Source organism: Gemella sp. GH3, from assembly GCF_013415425.1.
GTDB lineage: Bacteria > Bacillota > Bacilli > Staphylococcales > Gemellaceae > Gemelliphila.
The window spans coordinates 1-25,813 of sequence record NZ_JACBYC010000086.1; the positions used below are offsets into that span (position 1 = coordinate 1).

Annotated in this window: 24 protein-coding genes, 3 tRNA genes and 1 rRNA gene; 3 read left to right on the top strand and 25 right to left on the bottom strand. The window is 27.6% G+C overall.

All coding sequences use genetic code 11. The annotated features are described in order from the left end of the window. Both HZY83_RS02550 and HZY83_RS02555 read right to left on the bottom strand, forming a co-directional pair. A 16S ribosomal RNA gene (locus HZY83_RS02550) occupies window positions 1–89 on the bottom strand; the annotation flags it as partial. Between the two features lie 123 nt (window positions 90–212). Beyond that, window positions 213–286, bottom strand: a tRNA-Gly gene (locus HZY83_RS02555). Window positions 287–654: 368 nt separating this feature from the next. Here HZY83_RS02555 and HZY83_RS02560 point away from each other — a divergent pair. Further along, entirely contained in the window at window positions 655–1,179 is a 525-nt protein-coding gene (locus HZY83_RS02560; RefSeq protein ID WP_179942514.1) for a GNAT family N-acetyltransferase, read from the top strand. Window positions 1,180–1,223: 44 nt separating this feature from the next. Here HZY83_RS02560 and HZY83_RS02565 read toward each other — a convergent pair whose 3' ends face one another. Continuing rightward, the gene (locus tag HZY83_RS02565; protein ID WP_179942515.1) at window positions 1,224–2,207 is read right to left on the bottom strand and encodes an aromatic acid exporter family protein; all 984 of its coding nucleotides are present in this window, start codon (window positions 2,205–2,207) and stop codon (window positions 1,224–1,226) included. Between the two features lie 159 nt (window positions 2,208–2,366). On the opposite strand from HZY83_RS02565, the gene HZY83_RS02570 reads away from it, so the two are divergent. Continuing rightward, on the top strand, window positions 2,367–2,984 hold the full coding sequence (locus HZY83_RS02570) for an acetate uptake transporter (RefSeq protein ID WP_179942516.1): 618 nt from the start codon (window positions 2,367–2,369) through the stop codon (window positions 2,982–2,984). A gap of 56 nt (window positions 2,985–3,040) precedes the next feature. On the opposite strand, the gene HZY83_RS02575 is transcribed toward HZY83_RS02570, so the two are convergent. From HZY83_RS02575 to HZY83_RS02630, 12 genes are all read right to left on the bottom strand, one after another. Beyond that, window positions 3,041–3,916 (bottom strand): phosphate/phosphite/phosphonate ABC transporter substrate-binding protein, encoded by an 876-nt coding sequence (locus HZY83_RS02575; RefSeq protein WP_179942517.1) that lies wholly within the window; start codon window positions 3,914–3,916, stop codon window positions 3,041–3,043. Between the two features lie 247 nt (window positions 3,917–4,163). Further along, window positions 4,164–4,234, bottom strand: a tRNA-Cys gene (locus tag HZY83_RS02580). Between the two features lie 15 nt (window positions 4,235–4,249). Further along, window positions 4,250–4,325: transfer RNA gene (locus HZY83_RS02585), tRNA-His, on the bottom strand. Between the two features lie 322 nt (window positions 4,326–4,647). After that, a complete protein-coding gene (locus tag HZY83_RS02590; protein ID WP_179942518.1) occupies window positions 4,648–5,142 on the bottom strand; it encodes a hypothetical protein in 495 nt (164 codons plus the stop codon). Further along, window positions 5,139–5,402 carry a hypothetical protein gene (locus tag HZY83_RS02595; protein WP_179942519.1) on the bottom strand — a complete coding sequence of 88 codons (264 nt, stop codon included), beginning with the start codon at window positions 5,400–5,402 and terminating at the stop codon, window positions 5,139–5,141. The genes HZY83_RS02590 and HZY83_RS02595 overlap by 4 nt, the downstream gene beginning before the upstream one ends. Window positions 5,403–5,747: 345 nt before the next feature. Further along, the gene (locus HZY83_RS02600; RefSeq protein ID WP_179942520.1) at window positions 5,748–7,052 is read right to left on the bottom strand and encodes an isochorismatase family protein; all 1,305 of its coding nucleotides are present in this window, start codon (window positions 7,050–7,052) and stop codon (window positions 5,748–5,750) included. A gap of 159 nt (window positions 7,053–7,211) precedes the next feature. After that, window positions 7,212–8,639, bottom strand: coding sequence for an Asp-tRNA(Asn)/Glu-tRNA(Gln) amidotransferase subunit GatB (gatB, locus tag HZY83_RS02605; protein ID WP_179942521.1), 1,428 nt, complete (start codon window positions 8,637–8,639; stop codon window positions 7,212–7,214). Between the two features lie 18 nt (window positions 8,640–8,657). After that, the gene (gene gatA / locus HZY83_RS02610) at window positions 8,658–10,115 is read right to left on the bottom strand and encodes an Asp-tRNA(Asn)/Glu-tRNA(Gln) amidotransferase subunit GatA (RefSeq protein ID WP_179942522.1); all 1,458 of its coding nucleotides are present in this window, start codon (window positions 10,113–10,115) and stop codon (window positions 8,658–8,660) included. Window positions 10,116–10,134: 19 nt separating this feature from the next. Continuing rightward, window positions 10,135–10,425 (bottom strand): Asp-tRNA(Asn)/Glu-tRNA(Gln) amidotransferase subunit GatC, encoded by a 291-nt coding sequence (gene gatC, locus HZY83_RS02615; RefSeq protein WP_179942523.1) that lies wholly within the window; start codon window positions 10,423–10,425, stop codon window positions 10,135–10,137. A 112-nt stretch (window positions 10,426–10,537) separates the two neighbouring features. Continuing rightward, window positions 10,538–10,915, bottom strand: coding sequence for a VOC family protein (locus HZY83_RS02620; protein ID WP_179942524.1), 378 nt, complete (start codon window positions 10,913–10,915; stop codon window positions 10,538–10,540). 118 nt (window positions 10,916–11,033) lie between these two features. Beyond that, window positions 11,034–11,969, bottom strand: coding sequence for a metal ABC transporter solute-binding protein, Zn/Mn family (locus tag HZY83_RS02625; protein WP_179942525.1), 936 nt, complete (start codon window positions 11,967–11,969; stop codon window positions 11,034–11,036). A gap of 312 nt (window positions 11,970–12,281) precedes the next feature. Continuing rightward, on the bottom strand, window positions 12,282–13,121 hold the full coding sequence (locus HZY83_RS02630; RefSeq protein WP_179942526.1) for a DegV family protein: 840 nt from the start codon (window positions 13,119–13,121) through the stop codon (window positions 12,282–12,284). Between the two features lie 201 nt (window positions 13,122–13,322). On the opposite strand from HZY83_RS02630, the gene HZY83_RS02635 reads away from it, so the two are divergent. Beyond that, window positions 13,323–13,958, top strand: coding sequence for a YigZ family protein (locus HZY83_RS02635; protein ID WP_218925316.1), 636 nt, complete (start codon window positions 13,323–13,325; stop codon window positions 13,956–13,958). Between the two features lie 74 nt (window positions 13,959–14,032). Here HZY83_RS02635 and HZY83_RS02640 read toward each other — a convergent pair whose 3' ends face one another. The 10 genes from HZY83_RS02640 to HZY83_RS02690 all read right to left on the bottom strand — a co-directional run. Continuing rightward, the gene (locus HZY83_RS02640) at window positions 14,033–14,473 is read right to left on the bottom strand and encodes a VOC family protein (RefSeq protein WP_179942527.1); all 441 of its coding nucleotides are present in this window, start codon (window positions 14,471–14,473) and stop codon (window positions 14,033–14,035) included. Window positions 14,474–14,589: 116 nt separating this feature from the next. Continuing rightward, window positions 14,590–15,282, bottom strand: a complete 693-nt coding sequence (locus HZY83_RS02645; RefSeq protein WP_179942528.1) for a YjjG family noncanonical pyrimidine nucleotidase — start codon at window positions 15,280–15,282, stop codon at window positions 14,590–14,592. A gap of 8 nt (window positions 15,283–15,290) precedes the next feature. Continuing rightward, window positions 15,291–16,583: a 5-formyltetrahydrofolate cyclo-ligase gene (locus HZY83_RS08400; protein WP_228098446.1), complete on the bottom strand. Its 1,293-nt coding sequence runs from the start codon at window positions 16,581–16,583 to the stop codon at window positions 15,291–15,293. 73 nt (window positions 16,584–16,656) lie between these two features. Further along, on the bottom strand, window positions 16,657–17,325 hold the full coding sequence (locus HZY83_RS02660; protein ID WP_179942529.1) for a DNA alkylation repair protein: 669 nt from the start codon (window positions 17,323–17,325) through the stop codon (window positions 16,657–16,659). After that, window positions 17,325–18,932, bottom strand: coding sequence for a CTP synthase (locus tag HZY83_RS02665; RefSeq protein WP_179942530.1), 1,608 nt, complete (start codon window positions 18,930–18,932; stop codon window positions 17,325–17,327). The genes HZY83_RS02660 and HZY83_RS02665 overlap by 1 nt, the downstream gene beginning before the upstream one ends. Before the next feature lie 302 nt (window positions 18,933–19,234). Then, on the bottom strand, window positions 19,235–20,605 hold the full coding sequence (locus tag HZY83_RS02670; RefSeq protein WP_179942531.1) for an amino acid permease: 1,371 nt from the start codon (window positions 20,603–20,605) through the stop codon (window positions 19,235–19,237). Window positions 20,606–20,702: 97 nt separating this feature from the next. After that, window positions 20,703–21,818 carry an alanine dehydrogenase gene (ald, locus tag HZY83_RS02675; RefSeq protein ID WP_179942532.1) on the bottom strand — a complete coding sequence of 372 codons (1,116 nt, stop codon included), beginning with the start codon at window positions 21,816–21,818 and terminating at the stop codon, window positions 20,703–20,705. Window positions 21,819–22,241: 423 nt separating this feature from the next. Further along, window positions 22,242–23,651: a leucyl aminopeptidase gene (locus tag HZY83_RS02680; protein ID WP_179942533.1), complete on the bottom strand. Its 1,410-nt coding sequence runs from the start codon at window positions 23,649–23,651 to the stop codon at window positions 22,242–22,244. Window positions 23,652–23,665: 14 nt separating this feature from the next. Beyond that, window positions 23,666–25,063, bottom strand: a complete 1,398-nt coding sequence (gene hemG, locus HZY83_RS02685; protein ID WP_179942534.1) for a protoporphyrinogen oxidase — start codon at window positions 25,061–25,063, stop codon at window positions 23,666–23,668. A gap of 27 nt (window positions 25,064–25,090) precedes the next feature. Next, on the bottom strand, window positions 25,091–25,813 hold a 723-nt coding region (locus tag HZY83_RS02690), incomplete at its 5' end, for an ABC transporter permease (RefSeq protein WP_179942535.1).

Sequence of the window (25,813 nt, forward strand, 5' to 3'; positions counted from 1 at the left end):
GTACAAGTACTTACATATCTTCGCTCGACTTGCATGTATTAGGCACGCCGCCAGCGTTCGTCCTGAGCCAGGATCAAACTCTCCAAATTTCTTTGTCTCGCTTGATTTGCTCTTGAAAAGTTTTTTTTAGTTGTCTTCTCTTCAACTTCTTTTCTCGGAATTAACGTTGACTTTATTCGTTTAGTTTTCAATGTTCAAGTTTTTTTCAATAATGGAGCGGGTGATGAGAATCGAACTCACAACATCAGTTTGGAAGACTGAGGTTTTACCACTAAACTACACCCGCATTTTGTTTATTATTAAGTTTTGTCTTTTGAAGACTTTATCTATTCTATCATTTACATAATTTTTTGTCAAGAGTTTTTCTTAACATTTTATTATTTTTTGATAGTTATTGTTCGTCTCTCGTCAAGACTTTTAATATTCTATCATCTTCTTTTTCTTTTGTCAATATTTTTTTGAACTTTTTTTAGTTGTTTTTCAAATCTTTATCTCTTAAGAAGACTTTGACTATTATATAGTCTTTATTTTGTTTTGTCAATATATTTTTTCAAATTAGTTGAAAAATAATTAAATTAAACATAATACAATGCCTTGAAAAACAAAGCAGTTAATGGTAAAATTAATTAAAAATAATTTAGGTGGAGGTAAAGTATGTTATTTAGAGAATTAAACATCAATGATTTAAAAATGGTAGAAGATTATAAAAATTCATTTTTAAAAGATGAAGAGTCAATACATGGAGCATCGGGATTGGAAAAAACTGACTCACTTGTATGGCTTAAAAATCAGCCTCTATTCAAGAGTTACAAAACTATTCCCAATAAAAATTTTGTAACTGCTCATACTTTTGTACTAACTAATAATACAGAAATAATTGGAATTATTAATCTACGCCATGAGTTAAATGATTATCTATTTAATTTTGGAGGGCATATCGGCTACAGTATTAACAAGAAATTTCGCAATCAAGGTTATGGAAAATTATTGCTGAAAAACTGCTTAGATTATGCTTTCAATGAATTAGGATTAAATAAAGTTCTTATAACTTGTAATGAAAATAATATTGCCTCTAAAAAACTTATCATATCTTGTGGAGGAATACTAGAAAATATAATAACAGATCCAACAGATAATAATATTATGACAGAAAGATATTGGATAAAAAAGGATAGCTAATAAATTAACTATCCTTTTTTATATGATTAAAATTATAACAATTACTATTTAGAATTTAATTTTACAAATGTATTTTTAATTTCTAAAAATCTTTTGAAATCTGTTAGCAATCTATATAAAATTGCTCTATCCTCAAATTCATCTCTATTTTTTGGTAACTCTCCTTTTCTATAATTTTCAGTTAATACTGCTAAATCTTTCAAAATATATTCACAAGAATTAAATTCCGATACTTGCTCCGCCGTTAAATAAAATAGAGCAGCTAATTTTTCACTTTCTTTTCTATCAATTTTAATCAATTCTATACTTGAATACATATACTTTAACGTATTATATTGCTTCATTCTAGTAATTAAATATTGTTTATCATATCCTTTATACTTAAAAAGTTTGTTATCCTCTTCAACAGAAATAATACTTGCCATTTTTTCTATGTCTGTGTTTAGGCTATCAAATATATAAGATAAATTTTCTTTAGGTAATTTTTCTTTTATAAATGAAAATCTTTTTTCTGAAGGCGTAAGTTTAAAATAAAAAATATATAAAATTGTCTTAATTTGATTTTCAATTTTATTTTTATACAAGATGATTTCATTTTCTTTAGACGGCATATATAAATTTAAAATACTTGCTATTATTACGGAGATTAACATTAAATATATTTCATTCAATACAATATCTTTTGATATTTTTTGCAATTCAAAAATATGACCTAGAAGAACTAAACTAGGAACAAGGCCTATCATAATTTCAAATTTCATAGAAATAGGTATAAATATAATCAATATTAAAATAAATGACAATAAATTATATCCAACATAATAAAAAATTGTTATACCTATAAATAAAACTAACAACAAAGAAATTATTCTTTGATATGCTATTTTTAAGGTGGTTTTTCTAGTATCAGCAATACTTATTAAAGTTATTATTCCCGCTGAATATGCATTATTCAAATGAAGATATCTCGCTAGAATTATCGCCAACATAGTTCCTATTGCCAATTTTATAAATTTAATGTAGTCCATCATACTCTCCTATAAAGTTCTTAAAAATTAGGATTCTTAATATAATTATAGTTAATTCAATAGTTTTTTTCAATATTTTCAATCATAGTTATCATTGACAAATCAATACTTTTTTGATAGTCTAATACCGAATGTAACATTATAATAACGGAGGTTTTTATGGAAAACAAACAAATAAAAATTGCTACTGCCGATCCTTCAGCATTAGGTTTATTTGGATTAGCTATGGTAACATTAGTTGCATCATCTCAAAAATTAGGTCTTACTTCAGGAGTATCATTAGTTATACCTTGGGCTATATTTTTAGGTGGTTTTGCACAACTTTTTGCTTGTATACACGATGCAAGAAAGCAAAATACATTCGGAGCAACAGCATTTGGAGCTTATGCTTTGTTTTGGTTCGGTGTAGGAGCAACTTGGCTTATACAAAATGGTGTTTTTGGTAGTACTCTTGCAAAAAATTCAGATGTAAAACAACTAGCTTTTGCATTTTTAGGATATTTAGTATTTACACTATTTATGACTATTGCGGCAGTAGAAACAAATAAAGTACTGTTTATTATATTTGTCTTAATAGATTTTCTTTTTATAGGACTTAGCTTATCTACATTTGGAATTGCAGAACACGCAATGCACTTACTAGCTGCATATAGTGAATTATTAATATCTATCGCTGCTTTCTATGGTTTTGCAGCAAATGTTTTAAATGCACATTTCAAATATGAATTTTTACCGTTAGGTAAGCCTTTTGGTATCTTCGTAAAAAAAAGTAATTAGATTAATCTAATTACTTTTTTTTATTAATATATTTATTATAGTGAAATATATGTGAATTATTTAACTTTCTTCAAGTCTACATTCATTATTTTAGCAGTTTCTTCTACTTCTTTGTAATAATCTTCATTTACATCTGTAAATCCTGTTATATTAAATAACTTAGTAAACAATTCCATAGTTTCTTTGTCATTTTCTAATTCTTTAAATGCTTCTTTTAATTTTTTTTGAGTTTCTTCATCTAAAGAATTAGATGCTACTATAGTTATTCCTGGAATAAGATTAGACTGTTTTAAAACTACTACATTTTCTTTGGCACTAGGAAATTCTTTTTCATATCGTTCAACTATTCTATCATAAGATCCAATAACATCGACATCACCATTAACTAAAAGTTGCAAGCTTTTATCGTGCCCCCCTGTAAATTGTGTAGTGACATCATTTTCCAAAGATAACCCTTCTTTTACTAACATAGCTCCTGGATAAATATAACCTGAAGTTGAACTAGGATCTACAAATGCTACTTTTTTACCTCTTACATCTTCCAAAGAGTTTATACCTGCATCTTTTCTTGTATATAAATAAGAATAATAGCCTGGTTCTCCTGTTTTACCTTTAGCTGTTAGTATAGGTTTTGCTTGTTGTTCTTTCGCTAATAAATATGCGAAAGGTGGCATAAATCCAAAGTCTACACTACCACTACCTATTCCTTCAACAAATCCTATATAGTTACTAGCAGTATATGCTTCAATTTTTACTCCTAGTTTTTTCCCTAAAGCATCTGCTATTGGTTTAACGTCCTCTATTAATGTTTCACTATTATTTAAAGGAACAAACCCCATCTTTATAACTTTTTCTTCTTTTTTATTATTAGAACAAGAAGCTAGCACAAAGATTAAACATAAACTTACTATGATACTTAATAATTTTTTCACACAAATTCCCTCCTAATTTGTCTTATTTTTTTGTAAATAATATCGCTATCATTTACGAAATTATTATATCATATAATATTAAAAAATCACATAACTTTTGTAAATATATTCACTATTTATTTAACAATATTTTTTTACATAAATTTTTATTTTAAAGTTAAGGAAATATGATAATATATGATATAAATAAAAAGTACTCAATATAAGATTATATCTCTTATATTGAGTACTTTTGACATTATTAATAAGGCGGCTACCGGATTTGAACCGGTGATCAAGGTTTTGCAGACCCGTGCCTTACCACTTGGCTAAGCCGCCATAAAACATTTTTAATGGGGCGGCTGACGGGAATCGAACCCGCGAATGTCGGAACCACAATCCGATGCGTTAACCACTTCGCCACAGCCGCCATATTTCAGAATATAGATAATTATATATTGTTTTTAATTAATTGTCAAGGTATATTTTATACCAAAATAAATTATAAAATACCAAGCTGTATGAACTTAATTTTTAAAATTAACATTTTATAAAAAAAACTTCTAATAATAATTTTTATAAGATAAATGATTACATAATAAGAAATTTCAAGTCATCTAAAATAAAAAACTATATCCTAAATATTTAGCTATTATAATTGTGTTAATGGAAATTTATTTTATATCATGTTTTATCTCCATAGATAGAAGTCAACTATTACATAGTTGACTTCTTACATTTATTTAATTTTACTATACTAAGCAAAAATTTATTTTATTTATTTTTTTACATTTTTCTCTTTTTACTTCAGCTATTTTATGCTTTGGTAAAAATTTGAAAACAAGTTTTAAACATAAAATTTTATAAGGATTTCTAAATACATGCATATGACAATTCAAACTCAAATACCATCTCAATATACTTCTATCCATACTAGTCCCATATTTTATAATATGCCTTAATTCCTTATTGACATCATCTATTATATTATCAGACAATTTTATACTAGATTGTTCTAATTTCTCAAAAGTAATATTTTTATTGGTGACATTATACATATTACTGATTATACTATGAAAATTCGGATAATCATTCTCCAAATAATCTATATTCATCTTATTAAATCTGGCTGTATACAATATATTTAAAAAGTTACACTCTACTAAAGTTTGCAAACTTCTTTTCTTAAAATATATATACGGAATTGTAATTATAATAAGGATAGTAAAATAAACTAAAATATTCATTTCTTCTTACCTCCTTTTGAACTAGTAATAATCATATTTTCTAATTTATTAATTCTTATGTTTTTTTCTTTTATCTCTTTATTTTTATCTTCAAGTTGCAACCTATAATTTTTCAAATGATGTAGCATTTGTTGCTTGAAATTTTCCCTAGTTTGATTTAATAAAGAATAGAAAATGTAAACCGTTAAAATCCATATACACACTGCTACAAGAGCATTTATATTATGATTAGCCAATTCTTTCAATTGATTTATAAGCATTATTAACTACTCCCTTTATAATATTCTGTACCTAAATATTATAATATTTAACAGTAACGAAAATCAATTTTTTAGTTTCTGAAAATATAATATTTTACAAATCATTTCCTAGTATCATCTATAAATCGGACAATTTTATAATGTTTTATTTATATACATTATATTTTTCACTATATATTAGTTCTTCTATCTGATGGAAAAATATTTTTTATATCTACAATATATCAACATATGTGTTGTACACTCTATTTTTTTACATAACAAATTTATCTACGTATAACAATAATATAAAAATTAAATAGACTCACACTAAGTAATATTGTATGAGTCTACTTTTATATATTTTTATTTAACTTTAACCCCTAAAGATTTTAAATAGATATGTAACGTGTCGTTAATTTCTTTATCACCACTTAATGTAGAATTTAAGTCTACAATTATATCGATATTTTTATTATAATTCTGAACTAAAATTATATTACTTAAAACACATATATTGGATACTAAACCTACAAACTCTACTTTCTTATAATCACTCCTAGATATAAACCTAGCTAACTCTAAGCTACCGAAAGTATCTTTTTCAAAAATTCTCTTAGCACTACCTTTATAATTATCTATCTTACCATATATTTTGTGACCATTACTATCTCTTAAGCAATGCTCAATAGGAATATGTTTTCCTTCTCTAGTTTCTAAATATCCTTCATCATGGGTATCTAGGGTGAATACTATATCTTGCTCTTTAGACAAATAATCTTTTATTTTATCTTCTATATTATCTTCTATATCTTTAGCTTCTGAAAATCCTAAGGAACCATCAACAAAATCAACTTGATAGTCAACAACTACCAACAAATTATCTGTCGTTCTATTTTTCAAATTCAATTTTATGTACAAAAATAGTACAATAGCCAATAATAAACCGAGAGCTGTATAAATAACATTATCTATTGCTTTCATATTGTTACCTAATTTATTTACAATAAATCCTGCTACTATTACAATCAATAATACTATAGGTGTTAAATATTTAGCTTGTATTTTCAACTCTATTAAAAAATCTTTTTTCCCTAATTTTTTATAAATTAAAAATATTATCAAAGCTATTAGTGCTACTAAAAATAATATAACTCCATATTTATGAATTATATGAAATACATATTTCCAACTAGGACCTAAAATATAGCCCATTGTAATAAACGTAAAAACCCACAATATCCCACCAACAGTTGAATAAATATGGAATTTTTTTGCATCTACTTTGGATATACCAGAAAAATACCCCAAAATATGACGAACACCTGGCAAATAATAAGCTATAAAAATAACTATAGGTCCATATTTATTAAAAAACTTTGTAGCTTGATTCATTCTAGGTTTAGTAAGACCTATATAAGAGCCGTATTTATCAATAGCTTTTCTCCCTAATCTACGACCTACTTCATATGATAATTGCATCCCTATTATAGTACCTAAAGAACCTGACAATATCATAAGAAAATAGTTTGCATGACCAGAATATCCCATAACTCCTGCAACAGCCATCATAGTTTCTCCAGGAATAGGTAACGCAACAAATTCTAATATTAGCGAAACAAATAATATTAAATATACATGTTCTGCTAACAATTTAAACAACATATCCATAAATTTATATAGTACCCCTTTTTATCGTATAATTATAATAATTATAACACAATTTACTTATCTTATCCAAAATAGTTAATAATTTTTAAAATAAAAACAGTCTTTGTAGATAGACTGTTTTTATTTTACTGTATATTTTAAAAATTAAATTATGTTTTATTATCTTTTAGATATTTCTTCTAATAACATTTTGTTTATCATTTGTGGATTAGCTTGACCCTTAGATGCTTTCATTATTTGTCCAACTAAGAATCCTATAGCTCTATCTTTTCCATTCTTGTAATCTTCTATAGATTGTGGATTGTTATCCAATGCTTCTGTTACCCATGCGCTAAGTTGATTTGTATCTGAAACTTGTACTAATCCTTTAGCTTTTACTATTTCTTTAGCATCTCCACCATTCTCTATAAGTTCTTGGAATACTTTTTTTGCTATTTTACTAGAGATTGTTCCATCAGTAATTAGATTAATCATTCCTGCTAAAGATTCTCCAGTTAATTTAGTATCACTTAATTCTTTTTGTTCTTTATTTAAATATGCATTAACATCAACCATTAAGTAGTTAGAAGCCAATTTAGGATCTGCTCCTAATTTTACTGTTTCTTCAAACATATCAGACATCTCTTTAGTTAAAGTTAATACGTGAGCATCATATGCGGGTAATCCTAATTCTTCTTGATATCTTTTTCTCCTAGCATCTGGTAACTCTGGAATAGTTTTTCTTACTTCTTCCATCCATTCATCTGATATTATCATAGGTACAATATCTGGTTCTGGGAAATATCTATAGTCGTCTGAACCTTCTTTTACTCGCATAAGTTTTGTTGTTCCAGTAGTCTCATCAAATCTACGAGTTTCTTGCTTTATTTCTCCGCCAGATAAAATTACTTGCTCTTGACGTTTTTCTTCAAACTCTAACCCTTTTTTAACAAATGTAAATGAGTTTAAGTTTTTTAATTCTGTCTTTGTTCCAAATTCAGTTTGCCCATACGGTCTTATTGATATATTAGCATCACAACGCATAGATCCTTCTTCCATTTTAACGTCAGAAACTTCTATGTACTGAATAATAGAACGCAATTTTTCTAAATAAGCATACGCTTCTTCTGGTGTTCTAATATCAGGCTCAGATACTATCTCTATAAGCGGTGTCCCTTGTCGATTCAAATCTACCAAAGAATATCCATTTTTATGAGTAAGTTTCCCTGCGTCTTCTTCTAAATGTGCACGTGTAATACCTATTCTTTTTGTTTCACCATTCACTTCTATATCTATCCAACCATTTTCTCCAATAGGTTGGTCAAATTGTGATATTTGATATGCCTTTGGATTATCTGGATAAAAATAATTTTTTCTATCAAATTTTGATTCTTTAGCTACAGTCATATTAAGAGCCATTGCAGCTTTCATTCCCCATTCAACAGCACGTTTATTTACTACTGGTAATACTCCTGGATATCCTAGGTCTATTACACTTGTATTAGTATTAGGTTCTGCTCCAAAATGCGCTGGAGATGAAGAAAATATTTTTGAATCTGTTTTTAATTCTACGTGGACTTCAAGCCCGATTACTGTTTCAAAATGCATAATTATCTCCTAATATATTTATAGTTCTATTTTTTTATCTTGTAAGTTGTAGTGTTGCTCAAATGCATAAGCTACATCATAAATAGTAGATTCTGCAAATGGTTTACCTATTATTTGCATACCTATAGGTCTATTTCCTTTCATACCACAAGGTATACTTATAGCAGGCAGTCCCGCCATATTAACAGGTATAGTCAACAAGTCATTAGTATACATCGTAACACCGCTTTTAGATTTCTCACCTAAACCAAAAGCTACTGTAGGAGATGTAGGACCAATCACAACATCATATTCTGCAAATACTCTATCAAAATCTTCTTTTATTAATGTTCTCACTTTTTGAGCTTTCTTGTAGTAAGCATCATAATATCCAGATGAAAGAACATATGTTCCTAGCATAATACGTTTTTTAACTTCTGCTCCAAATCCTTCTCCTCGAGTTTTTTTATAAACCTCTTCTAAGTTAGTAGCATTTTCACTTCTATAACCGTAACGTATGCCGTCAAAACGTGAAAGATTAGAACTAGCCTCTGCAGACGCAATTATATAGTAAGTTTCTATACCATAAGATACATTAGGTAGCGAAACTTCCTCTACTAATGCTCCTTGACTTTCTAGCCATTTAACTCCTTCTAAAACACTACTTTTAACATCTTCATCTACACCTTCTCCAAAATATTCTTTTGGTAATGCTATTTTCATTCCTTTAATATCACCAGTTATAATTTCACTAAACTTTGGAACTGATATAGGTGCACTAGTCATATCATTACTATCAACACCAGAAATAACTTCTAAAACTCTAGCATTGTCTTTAACTGTTCTTGTCATAGGTCCAATCTGATCAAGTGAGGATGCAAAAGCAACCAAACCAAAACGAGATACACGTCCATAGGTAGGTTTTAGCCCAACAACTCCACAGTAAGAAGCAGGCTGACGAACTGACCCTCCAGTGTCACTACCTAAACTAAAATGAACTTGTCCTGCTGCTACTGCTGAAGCACTTCCTCCACTAGAACCACCAGGTACAGCATTCAAGTCATGCGGATTTCTTGTAACTTTATAATATGAAGTTTCTGTTGATCCTCCCATAGCAAATTCGTCCATATTTAACTTTCCTATCAAAACAGGATTTTCAGAATTTAACTTTTGCATTACTGTAGCATCGTAAATAGGACTAAATCCTTGTAATATTTTTGAAGCACATGTAGTTTCTATACCTTTAGTTACTATATTATCTTTGATACCCATAGGTATTCCGAATAAACTACCTGATATTTCTCCTCTAGATTGTTTGTCATCTAATTCTTTCGCTTTATTTAATGCCAATTCTTCTGTAACAGTTATAAATGATCCTACTTTTTCATCTGTATTTTTAATTCTTTCAAGTGAAGCATTAACTAATTCAGAAGGTTTAATTTCTTTGTTTATTAGTTGTTTTTCTAAACTTTCTATCGATTTGTATATTAAATCCATCAAAATTCTCCTCGTCTACTTATTCAATAATAGTTGGTACTTTAAATTGTCCTGCTTCTTGTTCATAAGCATTTTTTAAAACTTCATCTCTATCAAGACCAGACTTTGCAACATCCTCACGGAAGACATTTACTAAATCTAAAACATGGTAAGTAGGTTTTATATCATCTGTATTAACTACTGAAAGATTTTCTACCAATGTTACTACTTGTTCCATTTTTTCAACAAATCCTTCAATTTCATTCTCTTTTATTTCTAATCTTGCAAGGTGTGCAATATGTTCAATTTGTTCTCTGGTTATTTTTGACATAATATCCTCCATATATATTCATTCAAATATAATAGCATAAAAAAAGCATTTTATCAATATTTCTATTGATTAAACACTTTTATTACCGTTAATCTTATCCATAAAATATTTATTAAACTTCTCTTACAGCAAAATAATTTCCTTCATCATCAGAAAAATTAAAAACTTTAATATCTCCGAAACTAACTATTTCATTAACATTAACACCATTAGCTAATAATTTATTGTAAGTTTCTTCTATGTTATCTGTAGCCATTAAAATAGATGGTGTTCCTAAATTAATTTCTGGACTCATCTTTCTTACTTGCTCTATATCGTGTAATACAAACTCAGTAGCTCCATTTAATTTAGGAGCTACTTCATAAGAATAACCTCCCATAATATTATCTACTCGTACTACTTTTTCAAATCCAACTTTATTTTTCCAAAAATCAGCTGCTTTATCCTGATCTTTAACATATAACATAACTTGTCCTAAATCTTTTATCATAATATTAATACTCCTTTCTCTTTATAAAATAATATCATCAAAATTATTATAAATCAAATATAGAATTTCCAACATATTTATAAAAGTCCAGCAAAGTACGCTGGACTTTTTAAATATACTATTTTAAAGCATTAACTATTGTATCTATATTAGCTTTAACTGTTTTTATATAAGTTTCACTATTGTTTGCTTTGTCCCCTAATGAATCAGAATACAATTCTCCACCTATAGTTATTTCATGACCTTTAGATTTTACAGCTTCTTGTAATGATTTAATAGTTTTTTCTGGCACCGATGATTCCACAAAAATAGCTTTTATTTTTCTATCTGTAATTTCTTTAGCTAAGTTTTCAATATCAGACGTAGTGGCTTCAGCTTCTGTACTTACTCCTTGAATTGCTAAAACGTCAAAACCATATCTATTAGCAAAATAACTAAAAGCATCATGAGCGGTTACTAAAGCTCTTTGTTCTTTTGATAATTCTTCTGCTCTCATTTTGACATATTTGTCAAGATTATCTAGTTCTTTTTTATAACTATCATAATTACTCTTAAATGCATCTTTATTATCAGTATAAAATTCAGAAAGTTTATTTTGTATATTATCCCCTACTTCTTTCCAAATATCTATATCAAACCAAATGTGCGGATCAGGCGTTCCATTTTCCTCTAACTTGATTTTATCTTTCGATATTCCATCACTAGCATTAATAATCTTTTTATCTTTTAATTCAGAAAATATAGATTCCATTTTCCCTTCAAGATGCAATCCTTGATATATAATAACATCAGCTTTCTTTAACTTCTCTACGTCAGATGCAGTAGGTTTGTATAGATGTGGATCGACTCCTTCTCCCATAAGTCCTTCTACTTCTATCTTATCTCCACCGATATTTTCTATTAAGTCCTTCAACATAGTAGTTGTAGTGACAATATGAATTTTTTTATTTCCAGTATTACTATTATTTTCTCCAGTATTTTTTTTACTACACCCAGAAACAATTAATAAAACAGCTACTACTGAAACTAATATTGATAAAAATTTATTTCTCATCATATTTCTCCTTATTTCTAAATTTATTTTGTAAAAAATGTATCTTTACAAAAATAATTATAAATTATTTTTCTGATGAAGTAAATAGATTTATACATTAATTTTTAACGCAAAACAATATAACCCATTAAAAACCTTGTTACAACAAAGATTATAAATATGAAAAATATTTTCTAAACGATTATTTTTTCTCTTTAGGCAAATTTATTCTCTTTGCAACATTACTCTTTTATTTTATATTTTATAATTATATTAATAAATAAAAAATTCTTTTTGTCATATGACAAAAAGAATTCAAAATAAATTATTTACTTACTGTTCATGTAATTCTATTATAACTCCCACCGATCCTTCTCCTGCGTGGGTAGATACAGCAGGGGTAGTAGTTCTAATATTATTATCTGGAATTAAATAACCCACATTATCATAAATAGCTTCTCTTATTTCTTTTATATACTCATCTGATATAGTATCAACTAAACTTATTTGTTTTACAGTCCTATCTTTAATATCAATTAAAATCGTTTTAATTAGTGCTTGAACTAATTTCTTCTTACCTCTAACTTTATCTACAACCATTAACTCTTCTTCACAAAGTTTAGTTAGAATTTTCAAATTTAATATTCCTCCTATTAGACCAGATGTTTTCTTTATCCTACCACCTCTAACTAAATTATCCAACTTATCTATAGTAACATAAGTTAAAATATCTTTAGTTTTTTTATTAAGTCTTTTAATTATCTCTAATATTTCTACACCTTCCAAAATATAATTATAGCAATTTTCTATAACATACTTTATTCCTCTAGACGCAGTCTTTGTATCTATAACATAAACTCCATCAAATTCTTTAGAAGCAGAATGAGCTGTACTGTAAGTCCCACTAAGAACACTAGATACATGAATAGATATAACTTTATAACCTAATTCAGTCCACTTTTTATATATTTCTAAAAATTTACCTACCGACGGTTGACTAGTAAAAAATTGTTTTGCAGTTCGCATTTTATAAATATATTCTTTATTATCCATATCTATAAATTCTTCTCCATCTATAGTTACAGTCATAGGTACTACTTCTACATCATATCTTTCAATTTCTTCAATAGATAAATCACTAGTTGAATCTGTTATTATTTTTATTTTTGCCATTATTAACTCCCCTTTATTAGTGAAATATAAAATACATTATTATTGTAATATATTGTTATACACAACATATTATAATCTAATTATATACTATTTATTAAAACTTAGCAAACAAATTATTTTTAAACATTAATATTGACAATAATATATATTTGATTAATAATATTGATATAAAATAAATATAATTAAATTAAGGAATAAATTATGACACCATTTATTACAATAAAAGAAAATATTGATGATACCTTTATAGAGAAAAAGTCTACATTTATCACTAAAATCATAAGAATAAACTCAGAAGAAGATGCAAGAAGTTTTATACAAGAAAACAAGAAAAAATACTACGATGCAGCCCACGTCTGCTCTGCATATGTTATAGGAAATAATAACGAAATAACTAGAGCTAACGACGATGGTGAACCTAGTGGTACTGCTGGTACTCCTATGTTGGATGTTTTAACAAAAAATAACATAAAAAATGTTTGTGCTATTGTTATTCGATATTTTGGAGGAACTAAGCTAGGAACAGGTGGTTTAGTAAGAGCTTATTCTGGAGGTATTATTAACTGTTTAAAAAAAGCTACACTTGTGGAAAAAAAGAATGCCATAGAATTCAATATAGACTTAGATTATAGTTTAAATGATAAAATAGAATATGAAATTCTAAAAACCAATTTCATAGTAAACAATAAAACTTATAGTGAAAAAGTAACTTATACTATTTTTGTAATAGAAGATGAGGAGGAGCTATTTTTAAACTGGCTCACAGAAATTACTAACAATAACTTTAAAATACTATCATCAAGATCAAAACAACTTGAGTTTGAAATAAAAAAATAAAGATAACGATAATATAAATATATCGTTATCTTTATTTTTAAATATTGTCATAGCAAAATTAAATAAATGTATTACTAAAATTTAACATTTTCCGATACAAAACCTGGAATATCTGTATTTATTTGCCAAGTCATACCAAATTTATCTACTACAATACCATAAGCTGGACTCCAAGGAGTTTCAGTAATTTCCATATTAATAGCCTGCGCATCTAGTGATAATTTTGAGAAAATATTTTTAGCATCCTCTACATTATCTACTTGTACACAAGCAGTCATATTAGTACCTACTATATATGGATGCTCATTACCGTTATCTGATATTTGAATACGAATGCCATTTATATCTAAAGATGCATTTAGCAAATAATTTTTCATGTTATCAGGAACATTTTCCATAGCCTCTCCAAAAGTCGTGCAAGTTATTACCTTAGCTCCAAAAGCATCTTTATAAAACTCTACAGCTTCTAATCCGTTATTATTTGTTATCAAATATATTTCAACCAATTTTATCATTTCTAGTTTTATCTCCTTTAAATAATATGTATTATAAAGATATACTATAACTTCTAAATAAAATATAGTCAAAATATTTGTTTTAATATTTTGACTATATCAATAAACTACCTTTTTTAATTATTACTGTTTGTCAATAATTCTAATAACTCATCATAATTTTTCACTTCATAAGTTGCTAATATACCTGTATTATTTTCAATATTTTTAAAATTACACCAAACACTATCAATTCCGAAATTTTTTGCTCCTTGAATATCAGCAAAAATATTATCTCCAATCATTAGTGCTTTTTCCTTTTCAAAATTCGGTATCTTACTTGAAGCAATTTCAAAAAAACGTTTATCTGGTTTTTGAACATCAAAAACTTCTGAAATAAAGACTTCTTTAAAATATTTTTGCAAAGATGAGTTTTCCAATCTATTTGTTTGAATATTATAAAAGCCATTAGTAGCTGCATATATTTCATAATTATCTTTCAATTTATCCAGTAATTGTACTGCGCCTTCTAGATAATAACCTTGCATACTCAAAAAATATTCATAACGTTTAGCAAGGTGTTTCCCATCTACTTCTATATCAAAACAAGAAAATAATTTTCTAAATCTATTATTAATCAAAAATTCTCTACTAATTTCTTTATTATCTAACTGATGCCATAACTGCTTATTTATAGATGTATATTTTTCTTTAAATTCTTCAATATTATCTACATTTTGTTCTTTTAATAGCATATTTAAAGCTTTATCTTCCGCCAAATCAAAGTCCAATAATGTATTATCTAAATCAAATAATAAATATTTATACATATATCCCCCTATAACTCTAAAATTCCAAAACTAAATTTTGCTCCTGCTCTTTTATACTTAATTAAATTAAACTTATCAAACACAGGATCAAGATTATGTGCTTTTATAATTACTTTTTTTCTTGCAACCCTAGTCATCTCTGCAAATAATTCTTCACTAATTCTATCTTGACTCGCTAATTTTTCTAAAGTGGATAAATTAGTTGATTCTTTTATTTTTATATCAAACATAGGATCAGCGTATACTACGTCATAACTATTATCTTCACACTCTTTTAAGAAAGTTAAATTATTAATATTATAGACTTTTATTTTTCTAAGGGCTTTATCTATCTCATTAATACCCGAAGAAAAATTTTCCAATCCATCTTTAACTAAGAAATAAATTATTTCATTTTCTTCTAATGATGTAACATTATGACCATAATAACTTAAAACAATACTATCCCTAGCAAGTCCCATTGTTAAATCTAAAATGCTTTGCTCTTTTTCTGAAATTATTTCTATTAATGGTTCATTGTTATTTTTAATTCTTATCATAGCAGTATCTAAATGAAAGAATAATTTATTATTATCATTGTCTATAAATATTATATTATCTTTATATACCACTAGTACATTTTCATACAATTTTAGTATCTCTTTAATAGTCAATTTTTTTCTTTCTAAATAATCGATATCAAAATAAGTAGCTATACTTTGAGCTTTTTCTCTCAAATCATCTGTAATTTTTACACTTGTAGTAACAACAAAATTTTTAAATACTTTATCTAAAGATTCAGTAACCAATCTATTAACCTTAACATCATGATATTCTCTAGGAACTTTTGAAACAATAATCTCATTGAAACAGACTCCTATGGAATACTTATATTTATTCAAAGAAAAATACTTATCATAATATCCTTTTCCATAGCCTAATCTATAACCAGATTTATCAAACACCAAAGAAGGAGTAATTACTAAATCTACAATACCATCATAGAAATCATCATTATTAGGTTCCAAAATACCAAATTTATTTTTTGAAAAATTAGTATTTCTAGTGATACGAACTAACTTCATATCATCTCCTACTATTTTAGGAACAAAAATATCTTTCTTGTCAATATAGTCATTTATAAAATAATCAGTAATTACCTCACTTCCAAAACTCAAATAAATAAATATTGAATTAGCCTTCTTAAATTCAACTAACTTTTCTATTTTTTCAAATATTATTTTAGAACTATTCTCTATATAATTACTACTTAATAGATTTCTTTTATTTAATATTATTTTTCTTAAAGAACTCTTATCCATAAATTTTTTCCTCACTAAAATAATAATAAACAATTAATTTTTCACTTTTTTATTAAAAAGCCTAGCTTTACAACTAGGCTTTCTTTTGTAAATATTTACTCGCTTCTTTAATACTAAGGTTAGACATTTCATTTCTATATTTATGCAAAAAATCTTCTACCCACTTAGGATTAGTTTTTGAATAATCTCTTAACGCCCATCCTATAGCTTTATTAATAAAAAATTCATTAGTTCCAAAATTATTTACTAAAATTTTTTCTAACAATTCTGTATCTGTTTTGCTTTTTCTTAGTAGTTGATGATTAATAGCTACTCTTCTCAGCCAAATATTATCAGATGTACTCCATTCAATAATAGTTGTAACAACTTCAGGGTATTTATAAGAGATATGACCAACGATTTTATCCAAAGTATCAATAGTATCCCACCAAGATTTTTTTAAAATCAAATTTTTTATTTTAATAATATCTTTATCATCTAAAAAATCTTGCATATTTCTTAAATAGTACGCTGCTGTGTATTGAAACTCTCGATATGGCAATTCCCAACACTTATTTACAAAATCCCAATCAACTAATTTTGTTTTCTTTGCTTCTCTAAAATAATTACTCCAAATTTTATTTCTTAGAGGAGCACGAATACCTAAAAATTCAAATTGATTTTTCATATACGCCTTCATACTATCCGATTGAGAAGCATTTCTATTGCTATATAATTCATCTATAATATTGTTTAAGTTCATTATGAATTTTTACTTTCTATACTTGAACGTATAAAACCATTAAATAATGGATGTGGTTTTTCTGGACGCGATTTAAATTCAGGATGATACTGTGAAGCTACAAACCAAGGATGATCTTTTAACTCTACTATTTCTACCAATCTGTTATCTGGACTAGTTCCAGATAACACTAATCCTTTCTCCTCTAAAATAGCTCTATAGCTATTATTAAATTCATATCTATGACGATGTCTCTCAGATATTAATTCTTCTCCATATTCCTTACGTGCTTTTGTTCCAGATAATAATTTACAAGGATAACTTCCTAAACGTAAAGTACCTCCCATATCAGACACATTTTCTTGATCTGGTAATAAACTTATTATAGGATATGGAGTGTTTGGATCTAGTTCCGAAGAATGAGCTCCATTTAAATTACAAACATTTCTAGCAAATTCTACTGTGGCAAGTTGCATCCCTAAACAAATACCTAAAAATGGTACTTTATTAATACGTGCGTATTTTATCGTAGTTATTTTACCTTCAACACCTCTATCGCCAAATCCACCAGGAACTAAAATACCATCATAACCAGACAAATACTCTTCTACATTTTCTTCTGTTATATCCTCAGATTGTATCCACGAAATATTTATCTTAGCATTATTATTATACCCAGCGTGTTTTAAAGATTCTGCTACAGAAATATACGCATCATGTAATTCTACATATTTACCTACCAAAGCTATGTTAACTTCTTTCTCTAAATTGTTTACTTTATCTACTAATGCTTGCCATTCTTTCATATCTGCTTTTTTAGTAGTTTCTAGATTAAAATGTTTTAATAATATCTCATCTATACGTTGCTTCTTCATATTAAGAGGAATTTCATATAAATTATTAACATCTCTACTCTCAATAACATTTCCTTTAGGAGTATCACAGAACAACGAAATTTTCGATCTTAGTTCATCTGTCAGTGGCTTTTCATTTCTAACTACAATTATATCTGGTTGAATTCCTAATCCTCGTAATTCTTTTACAGATTGTTGTGTAGGCTTTGTCTTCATTTCTCCTGCAGCTTTTATGTAAGGGAGTAGCGTACAATGTATGTAACAAACATTTTCTCTTCCTAAATCACTTCTAATCTGACGTATAGCTTCTAAAAATGGTAGAGATTCAATATCTCCTGTTGTTCCACCTATTTCTGTTATAACTATATCAGCATCACTAGATTCTCCAGCTAATAAAACTCTTGATTTTATTTCATTTGTTACGTGTGGAATTACTTGCACTGTTCCTCCCAAGTAATCACCACGTCTTTCTTTTTCTATTATAGTTGAATAAACTCTTCCCGCTGTTACATTAGAGTATTGACCTAAATTAACATCTATAAACCTTTCGTAATGACCTAAATCTAAATCAGTTTCTGCTCCATCTTCTGTAACAAAAACTTCTCCATGTTGATAAGGACTCATAGTCCCTGGATCAACATTCAAATAAGGATCAAATTTTTGTAGAGTAACATTTAATCCTCTATTTTTTAAAACACGTCCTACAGATGCTGCAACAATACCTTTACCTAACGATGAAACAACTCCACCAGTTACAAAAATATACTTAGTCATTTTATTTCTCCTTTAACTACAATTTTACATGAAATTTTGGAAGTATTTTATATTAATAAATACTAAAGATTGTTTTATTATAAAAAACTCTATATATTAATTAAAATAAAAATTAATAAAATCAAAATTCCCCTATATCAAAAGATATAGGGGAATAATTAATAAATTCACTCTTATGTTCTCAATCATTGAGTGCCCGACTATAATTATAGCATAAAAATCTACCATTTGCAATCATTGATTAGCAAACAGTAGATTAATAAAATAAAAATTAAATATAATATGTAAATGAAGTGTCTTTATTATTTAAGTTTACTATTTTTATATGAGTATGCAAAGTAAATAACTGTACCTACTGCTACCCATACTAGTAAAATTAACCAAGTGGTTAATGAAATACTTGCAAGTAATGCTACGAATAAAATTATAGAAATTATAGGAACTATAGGCATCCCTGGCACTCTAAATCCCCTCTTAGCATCTGGATTAGTATTTCTAAATATTATAGTTGAATAACTAACTAATGCAAATGATATAATTGCTGCAACGTTAGCTAAATCTGCTAGTTGTCCTAGCGGTAAAAATCCTGATAACAATGCTGTTACAATACCTAATGTCCAAGTTAAAGTACCTGGAACTTGATTTTTATTAGTTTTTGTTAATGACTTTGGTAATAAACCATCTCTTGCCATAGTATAACCTATTCTTGTTCCTGCGAACATGAATGATAATACCCCTGCCATCAGACCTATTACTGCTCCTAATGATATAAATCCTGCAGCTTTTGTTTGTCCAACTTCAGTAAGTGCAAATGCTAAAGCATTACCTATACCTAATTTATGATAAGGTACCATACCTGTAAGAACCAAACAAACAGCAATATAAAAAGCAGTACAAATTAACAATGTTATAATGATGGCTCTAGGAAGAGATTTTTGTGGATTTATAGCTTCCTCTGCTGATGTAGATATAGCATCAAATCCTAGATAGGCAAAGAACACTGTAGTTGCTCCTAACATTACTCCTTTAAATCCTGTAGGTGCAAAGTTTGCAGTCCAGTTCTCTGGACTAACATAGAAAACTCCAACTATAACAAATAGTAAAACTATACTTATTTTAACTGCTGCTAAAATATTGTTAGTATTTTTACTACTACTAGTTCCTTTTGAAAGAATAAATGTAATTAATAATACAACACATATAGCTGAAATATTTCCATATCCACCTTCTGAAGGCAACTTAGTAAATTTCTCTGGTATATTTATTCCAAGACCTGTAACTAAAGTTTTTAAATAACCTGACCAACCATTAGCTACTGTTGCAGCAGTTAGTAAATAACCTCCTACAAGAACCCAACCAACATTGTGAGCTACAATTTCTCCTATTGATAAATACGTATATGTATATGTACTTCCACTAGAAGGAACTGCTGACGCCATCTCTGCATAACAAAGTGCAGCTAGTCCACACGCTAAACCTGCTATTAAGAATGAAAATACTACAGCTGGTCCTGCTTTTGATGATGCTACTCCTGTAAGTACTAAAATTCCTCCTCCAACAATAGCACTTATACCAAACAATATTAAATCTATTGTTTTCATTGTAGGGGTGAGTGTTTTTTTGCCACTTTCACTCAATATGGCATCTATTGATTTTTTTCTAAAGATACTCATTTGATATCACCTCTCTATATATTTTTAAAATCAATACGTTTCTATGTCAATTAAAAGAAAGGGGCGTCACTATTTTTATACGCCCCTTTTTATTATACTACAGAGCTTCTTCTACTGCAACATATTCATAACCTAAGTCTTCTGCTACAGCTTTGTAAGTAACTTTACCATTAGCTACGTTAACTCCTGGGACTAATTCAGGGTGTCTTACCAACGCTTCTTTTACTCCAAATTTTGCAATACTTCTTATATATCTTGATGTAGCATTACATAGAGCATATGAAGATGTGCTAGCAACAGCTCCTGGGATATTAGCTACAGAATAATGAAGAACTCCTTCTTCAACAAATATTGGCTCTGAGTGAGTTGTTGCTCTGTTTTCTGTATATTCTGTTGATCCACCTTGATCAATAGCCACGTCTACTATAACACTTCCTTCTTCCATTTCTTTTACCATATCTTTAGTAATAAGTTTTGGTGCTTTAGCCCCTGGAATAAGAACTGTACTAATTACTAAGTCAGCATTTTTAACGCTGTTAGCAATGTTAAATTTGTTAGAATACAACGTTTCTACATCTCTTCCAAAAATATGAGATAATTCTGTTAATCTGTCTAAATTAACATCTAGTATAGTTACTTTTGCTCCCATACCTACTGCTATTTTAGCTGCAGCAGTACCAGCAACACCTGCTCCCACTACTACAACATTTCCTACGTTAACACCTGGAACACCTGGTAACAATATACCTTTTCCACCGTTAGGCTTAGTCAAGAATCTAGCTCCCTCTTGTACTGCCATTCTTCCTGCAACTTCACTCATAGGTCTAAGTAATGGTAAGCCTCTACCTACTTGAACAGTTTCAAATGCAATACCAACAACTTTTGAATCTATCATAGCTTTAGTCAACTCAGGCTCAGCTGCTAAGTGTAGATAAGTGTAGATAACAAGTCCTTCTCTGAAGTATTTGTACTCGCTTTTTAGAGGCTCTTTAACTTTGTATATTACATCTGCTTTGCCCCATACCTCTTCTGCTGAATCCAACAGTACAGCTCCTACAGCTTCGTACTCACTATCAGAAATTCCAGAAGCAACACCTGCTCCTCTTTCTACATAAACAGTATGTCCATCAAGAACTAATTCCTGTACTACACCAGGGATTGCAGAAACTCTGCTTTCATTATTCTTAATTTCTTTTGGTACTCCTATAATCATAACCTTTACTCCTTCTTTCTTAATTTTTTTATGTATTTTATTTACATTTATATATTAGCACAAAAAAATACATTTTGCAATCGTTTTACAAAATGAAAATACATTATTTTTATTTTGTATCTGTTACAAGAAATGAATTGTGCTGTATTAAAACTATCAAACTGTTATATATGATTTCTAGGCTAATATTGCTATAAAAACACTACAAACTGTTACTGTTTACCAAAAATATATTAGCTGTATATTTTTAAATTGATACACAAATTATTTTTAATGAAAACATTAAGTTGAATATTTTCATTAATGTTTTTTCATTTTCATTTCAAATAATTAAAATTAAAAACCTCCAGTAATCCCCATATTAAAAGAAGACTGCTAATTGTTTAATTAGCAGTCTATTAATAAATTCAATTGTAATTCTTATTATTTTTTTGTATTTAATAAATTAAATAATGTTTTTACATGTATTCCTGTTGCTCCACTAGCTAAATATTTCTCAGGTTTTGTAAGATATGCTGTTCCAGCTATATCTAAATGAATCCAAGGTATATTATTATCTACAAAATTTTCTATAAATAATCCTGCAGTAATCATTCCTCCGTAGCGTCCCCCTGTATTTTTTACATCTGCTACGCTAGATTTATTTAAAGCTCTATAGCTATTATCTACTGGCATTTGCCATACTCTCTCTCCAGCATTTTCTGCTGCACATTTTAATTCATCAAAGAATTGTTGATTGTTTGTTACAGAACCTGTATAAAACTCTCCTAAAGCTACAACACAAGCCCCAGTAAGAGTAGCAAGATCTATAATTTTGCTAACTTTCAATTTATTTGTAGCATAGTAAACTGAATCTGCTAAAGTTATTCTACCTTCAGCATCAGTATTATCTACCTCTATAGTTTTGCCAGATAACGAATATATTACATCTCCCGGTTTATATGAAGATCCACTAATCATATTTTCACAAGCTGCAACTACCGCTACTACATTAGCTTTTAACTTTCTTTTAGCAATTAAACGCATAGCACCTATTACACTACCTGCTCCACCCATATCACAGTGCATAGTAGTCATACCAGAAGTAGGTTTTAACGAATAACCTCCTGTATCATAAGTAACTCCTTTACCTACAAAACCTATAACTTCATTAGATTCACTATCATTCATATATTTCATAACTATAAATCTTGGTTTTCTAGCTGAAGCTCTACCGACAGATAAGAAAGCTTTTAATCCCATTTCTTCACATTGTTTTTCATCATAAACTTCAACATCTATACCCAATGGTGATAAACTATCCACAACAATATTTGCCAATGTTTCTGGATACAAATATTCTGATCTCTCGTTTACTAAATTTCTAGCAAAAAATACAGAGTCCATAACATCTTCTGTTTCTTTTATAGCATCAACAAATTCATTCTCTGTAAAGTTAGCATTTATATTTACTATAATTTCTGGCAACTCTACTCTATTACTTTTATATTTATCAAATTTATAAGTAGCATGATATAGACCTTCAACTATAGCTTTTAAAGTTTCTATATTCTCTACAGAAATAGTCAGTTCATACTCTTTATTATCTATTAATCTTTTTAGTAAATTACAATAAGCTTCCCTATAATTATCAATAGTTACAATATCTTCATGACCTAATCCAACAAAAGCTTCTTTAGTATCATTAAATGGTAAATTTAAATAAACTTCTCCTAATTTACCAGAAAATAACCCTTTGTTTTTTACATAATTGTATAAAGATGTATCATTATTACTTTCTACAAAAAATTGTTTTACTTGTACCCCTATATTATCATTAAGTTGAAATTTCATTTTATATCCTCCAATTATATTATATTTTCTACTATTCTATGTGCGACTTCTTTTGCCTCTAGAATAGTTTGTTCAAAATTTATTGATTTTTTTGAATTACCTATAAAGTACATATTTTTATATTTCTTTAATAAATATTCATCAATCTCGTGAATATATTTACTATATTTTATATCAGCATACATATAGTTGTTTTCTACTCTAGTAATATATATTTCTTCTACTTGAATTTTTCCGTAAATATCTTCTAATTCTTCTCTTATTATACTAACTATTTCTGTATCTGTCTTTTTTAATAGTTCATTAACTTTATTTTGTCGCTTAATATAAGCTCTGACCATATGTATATTCTGAGATTTTATTTCTGGCCATTTGTTACTTGTATATTCTATATTAGTTATATATTTATCTAGATTTTTATCAAAGATAATTTCTCCTATATCAGGATTAAGTTGTAAATTTTCCCTATCATAAATAATTGTAGCTACTATATTAGATACAAACTTTATGCCATTATAGTATCTTTGCAATCTTACATCATCTTCAAACCATTTTAAAAACTCTGTATGTTTTACAGCAACTATAACATAGTCATAATGATATTTCTTTCCTTCTATAGTTAGTAAATATTTGTTACCTTTTTTCTCAATTTTTTGTACTTCCTTGCTCAAATCTACAAAAACATTGTTACTAAAATAAGATTCTAAATTTTCCAAAAAAGAACTAAGCGTAAATTTCAATCTATATTCGCTACCAGATAAGATATTGTCCTCTATTTTATTTTTATACATTTCTGTAACAACATTTTCAACATCAGAATTTTGAATTGTTGCAAAGGCTAATTCTGGCATTAACAAAGAAAAACTTTGCTTAGATATATCACTTCCATAATAGCTTGTTAATAGTGGCTCTATTATTTTCTCATAAACATTACTATTTATTTTACTAAAAAAGAAATCTTCTACAGTTGATGTATTTATACTATATAATTTATTATTCTTATGCAACTTAACTAAGACTGATATTTTTTCCTTCAAAGATAAAATATCATTACTAAGTAACTTTCCTTTATCTAGTGGATATCCGAACAATATTTTTTCTGGAAAATCTTTTAAGCCACTATTAGTATACAAAACTTTTGATGTAGATTTACTTTTTATCAAATATTTATAAAGTCCTAACTCTAGCATAACCTGAAATAAACTACTATTGCCTGATATAGAATTATGCCAACCATTATCATATATCTCTTGTCCATATTGAAATTTACTAATCTTATCATGAGCAAATTCTGAATTTTTTTCTATTAAGTTTATATTTACTTTCTTAGATCTCACAGTAGCTAATTTATCCAAAAAATACGCAACACTAAGACCAGATATACCACCACCTATTATAGCTATATTTTTCAAATTATCACCTCCTAGTACCGAGTATATTTACAACTTATTCAAAAAATACTTATTGAAGAAAATAGTTGCAAATATAGTAAATAAAATTAATAATAAATTAATTAAACTAAAGTTAATAGCAATCGACACAAGTACTAATATAATAGTAGTAATTAATAAAATGTTTGAAATTAATTTATTAAAACTAATTTTCTTCAAATTATCTTCTACTGGTATTATATAAAACCACAATATTGAATTCATTTTTTTATATATAGCCATTAATTGTAATACAGCTAAATAATTATATGATATTATAACAAACATACTAACATATATATTATGTAAACTAATTACAACAAACAAAGCTAAAGCTAACAATCTCAACACTAAAAATATAGTATTCTCCTGTCTAAAAAAAGAACGAATATAGTAATAGTTATAAGAATTACTAACATTAAAATTATTAACATTTAACTTAGGAAGAAATACATCAAAATATTTTCTTCGAGATATTTTTACTACATTAATAGGTACATCAACAAACATATTAATAAATTTTAAATAACTTTCATTTCTATTCTTATCATATTCGGCAGCTTGATACCAATTAATATTATTATTTTTCTTGTGTGAAAACAAATAATACGTGTAGATAATTACAAAGACAAAACCAAAATTAAACATAGGAATAATATATATTATTATATTGATAATATACAATAAAAATATTATTATTAATTCGTTATTTTTTAATTTATCAAATATCAC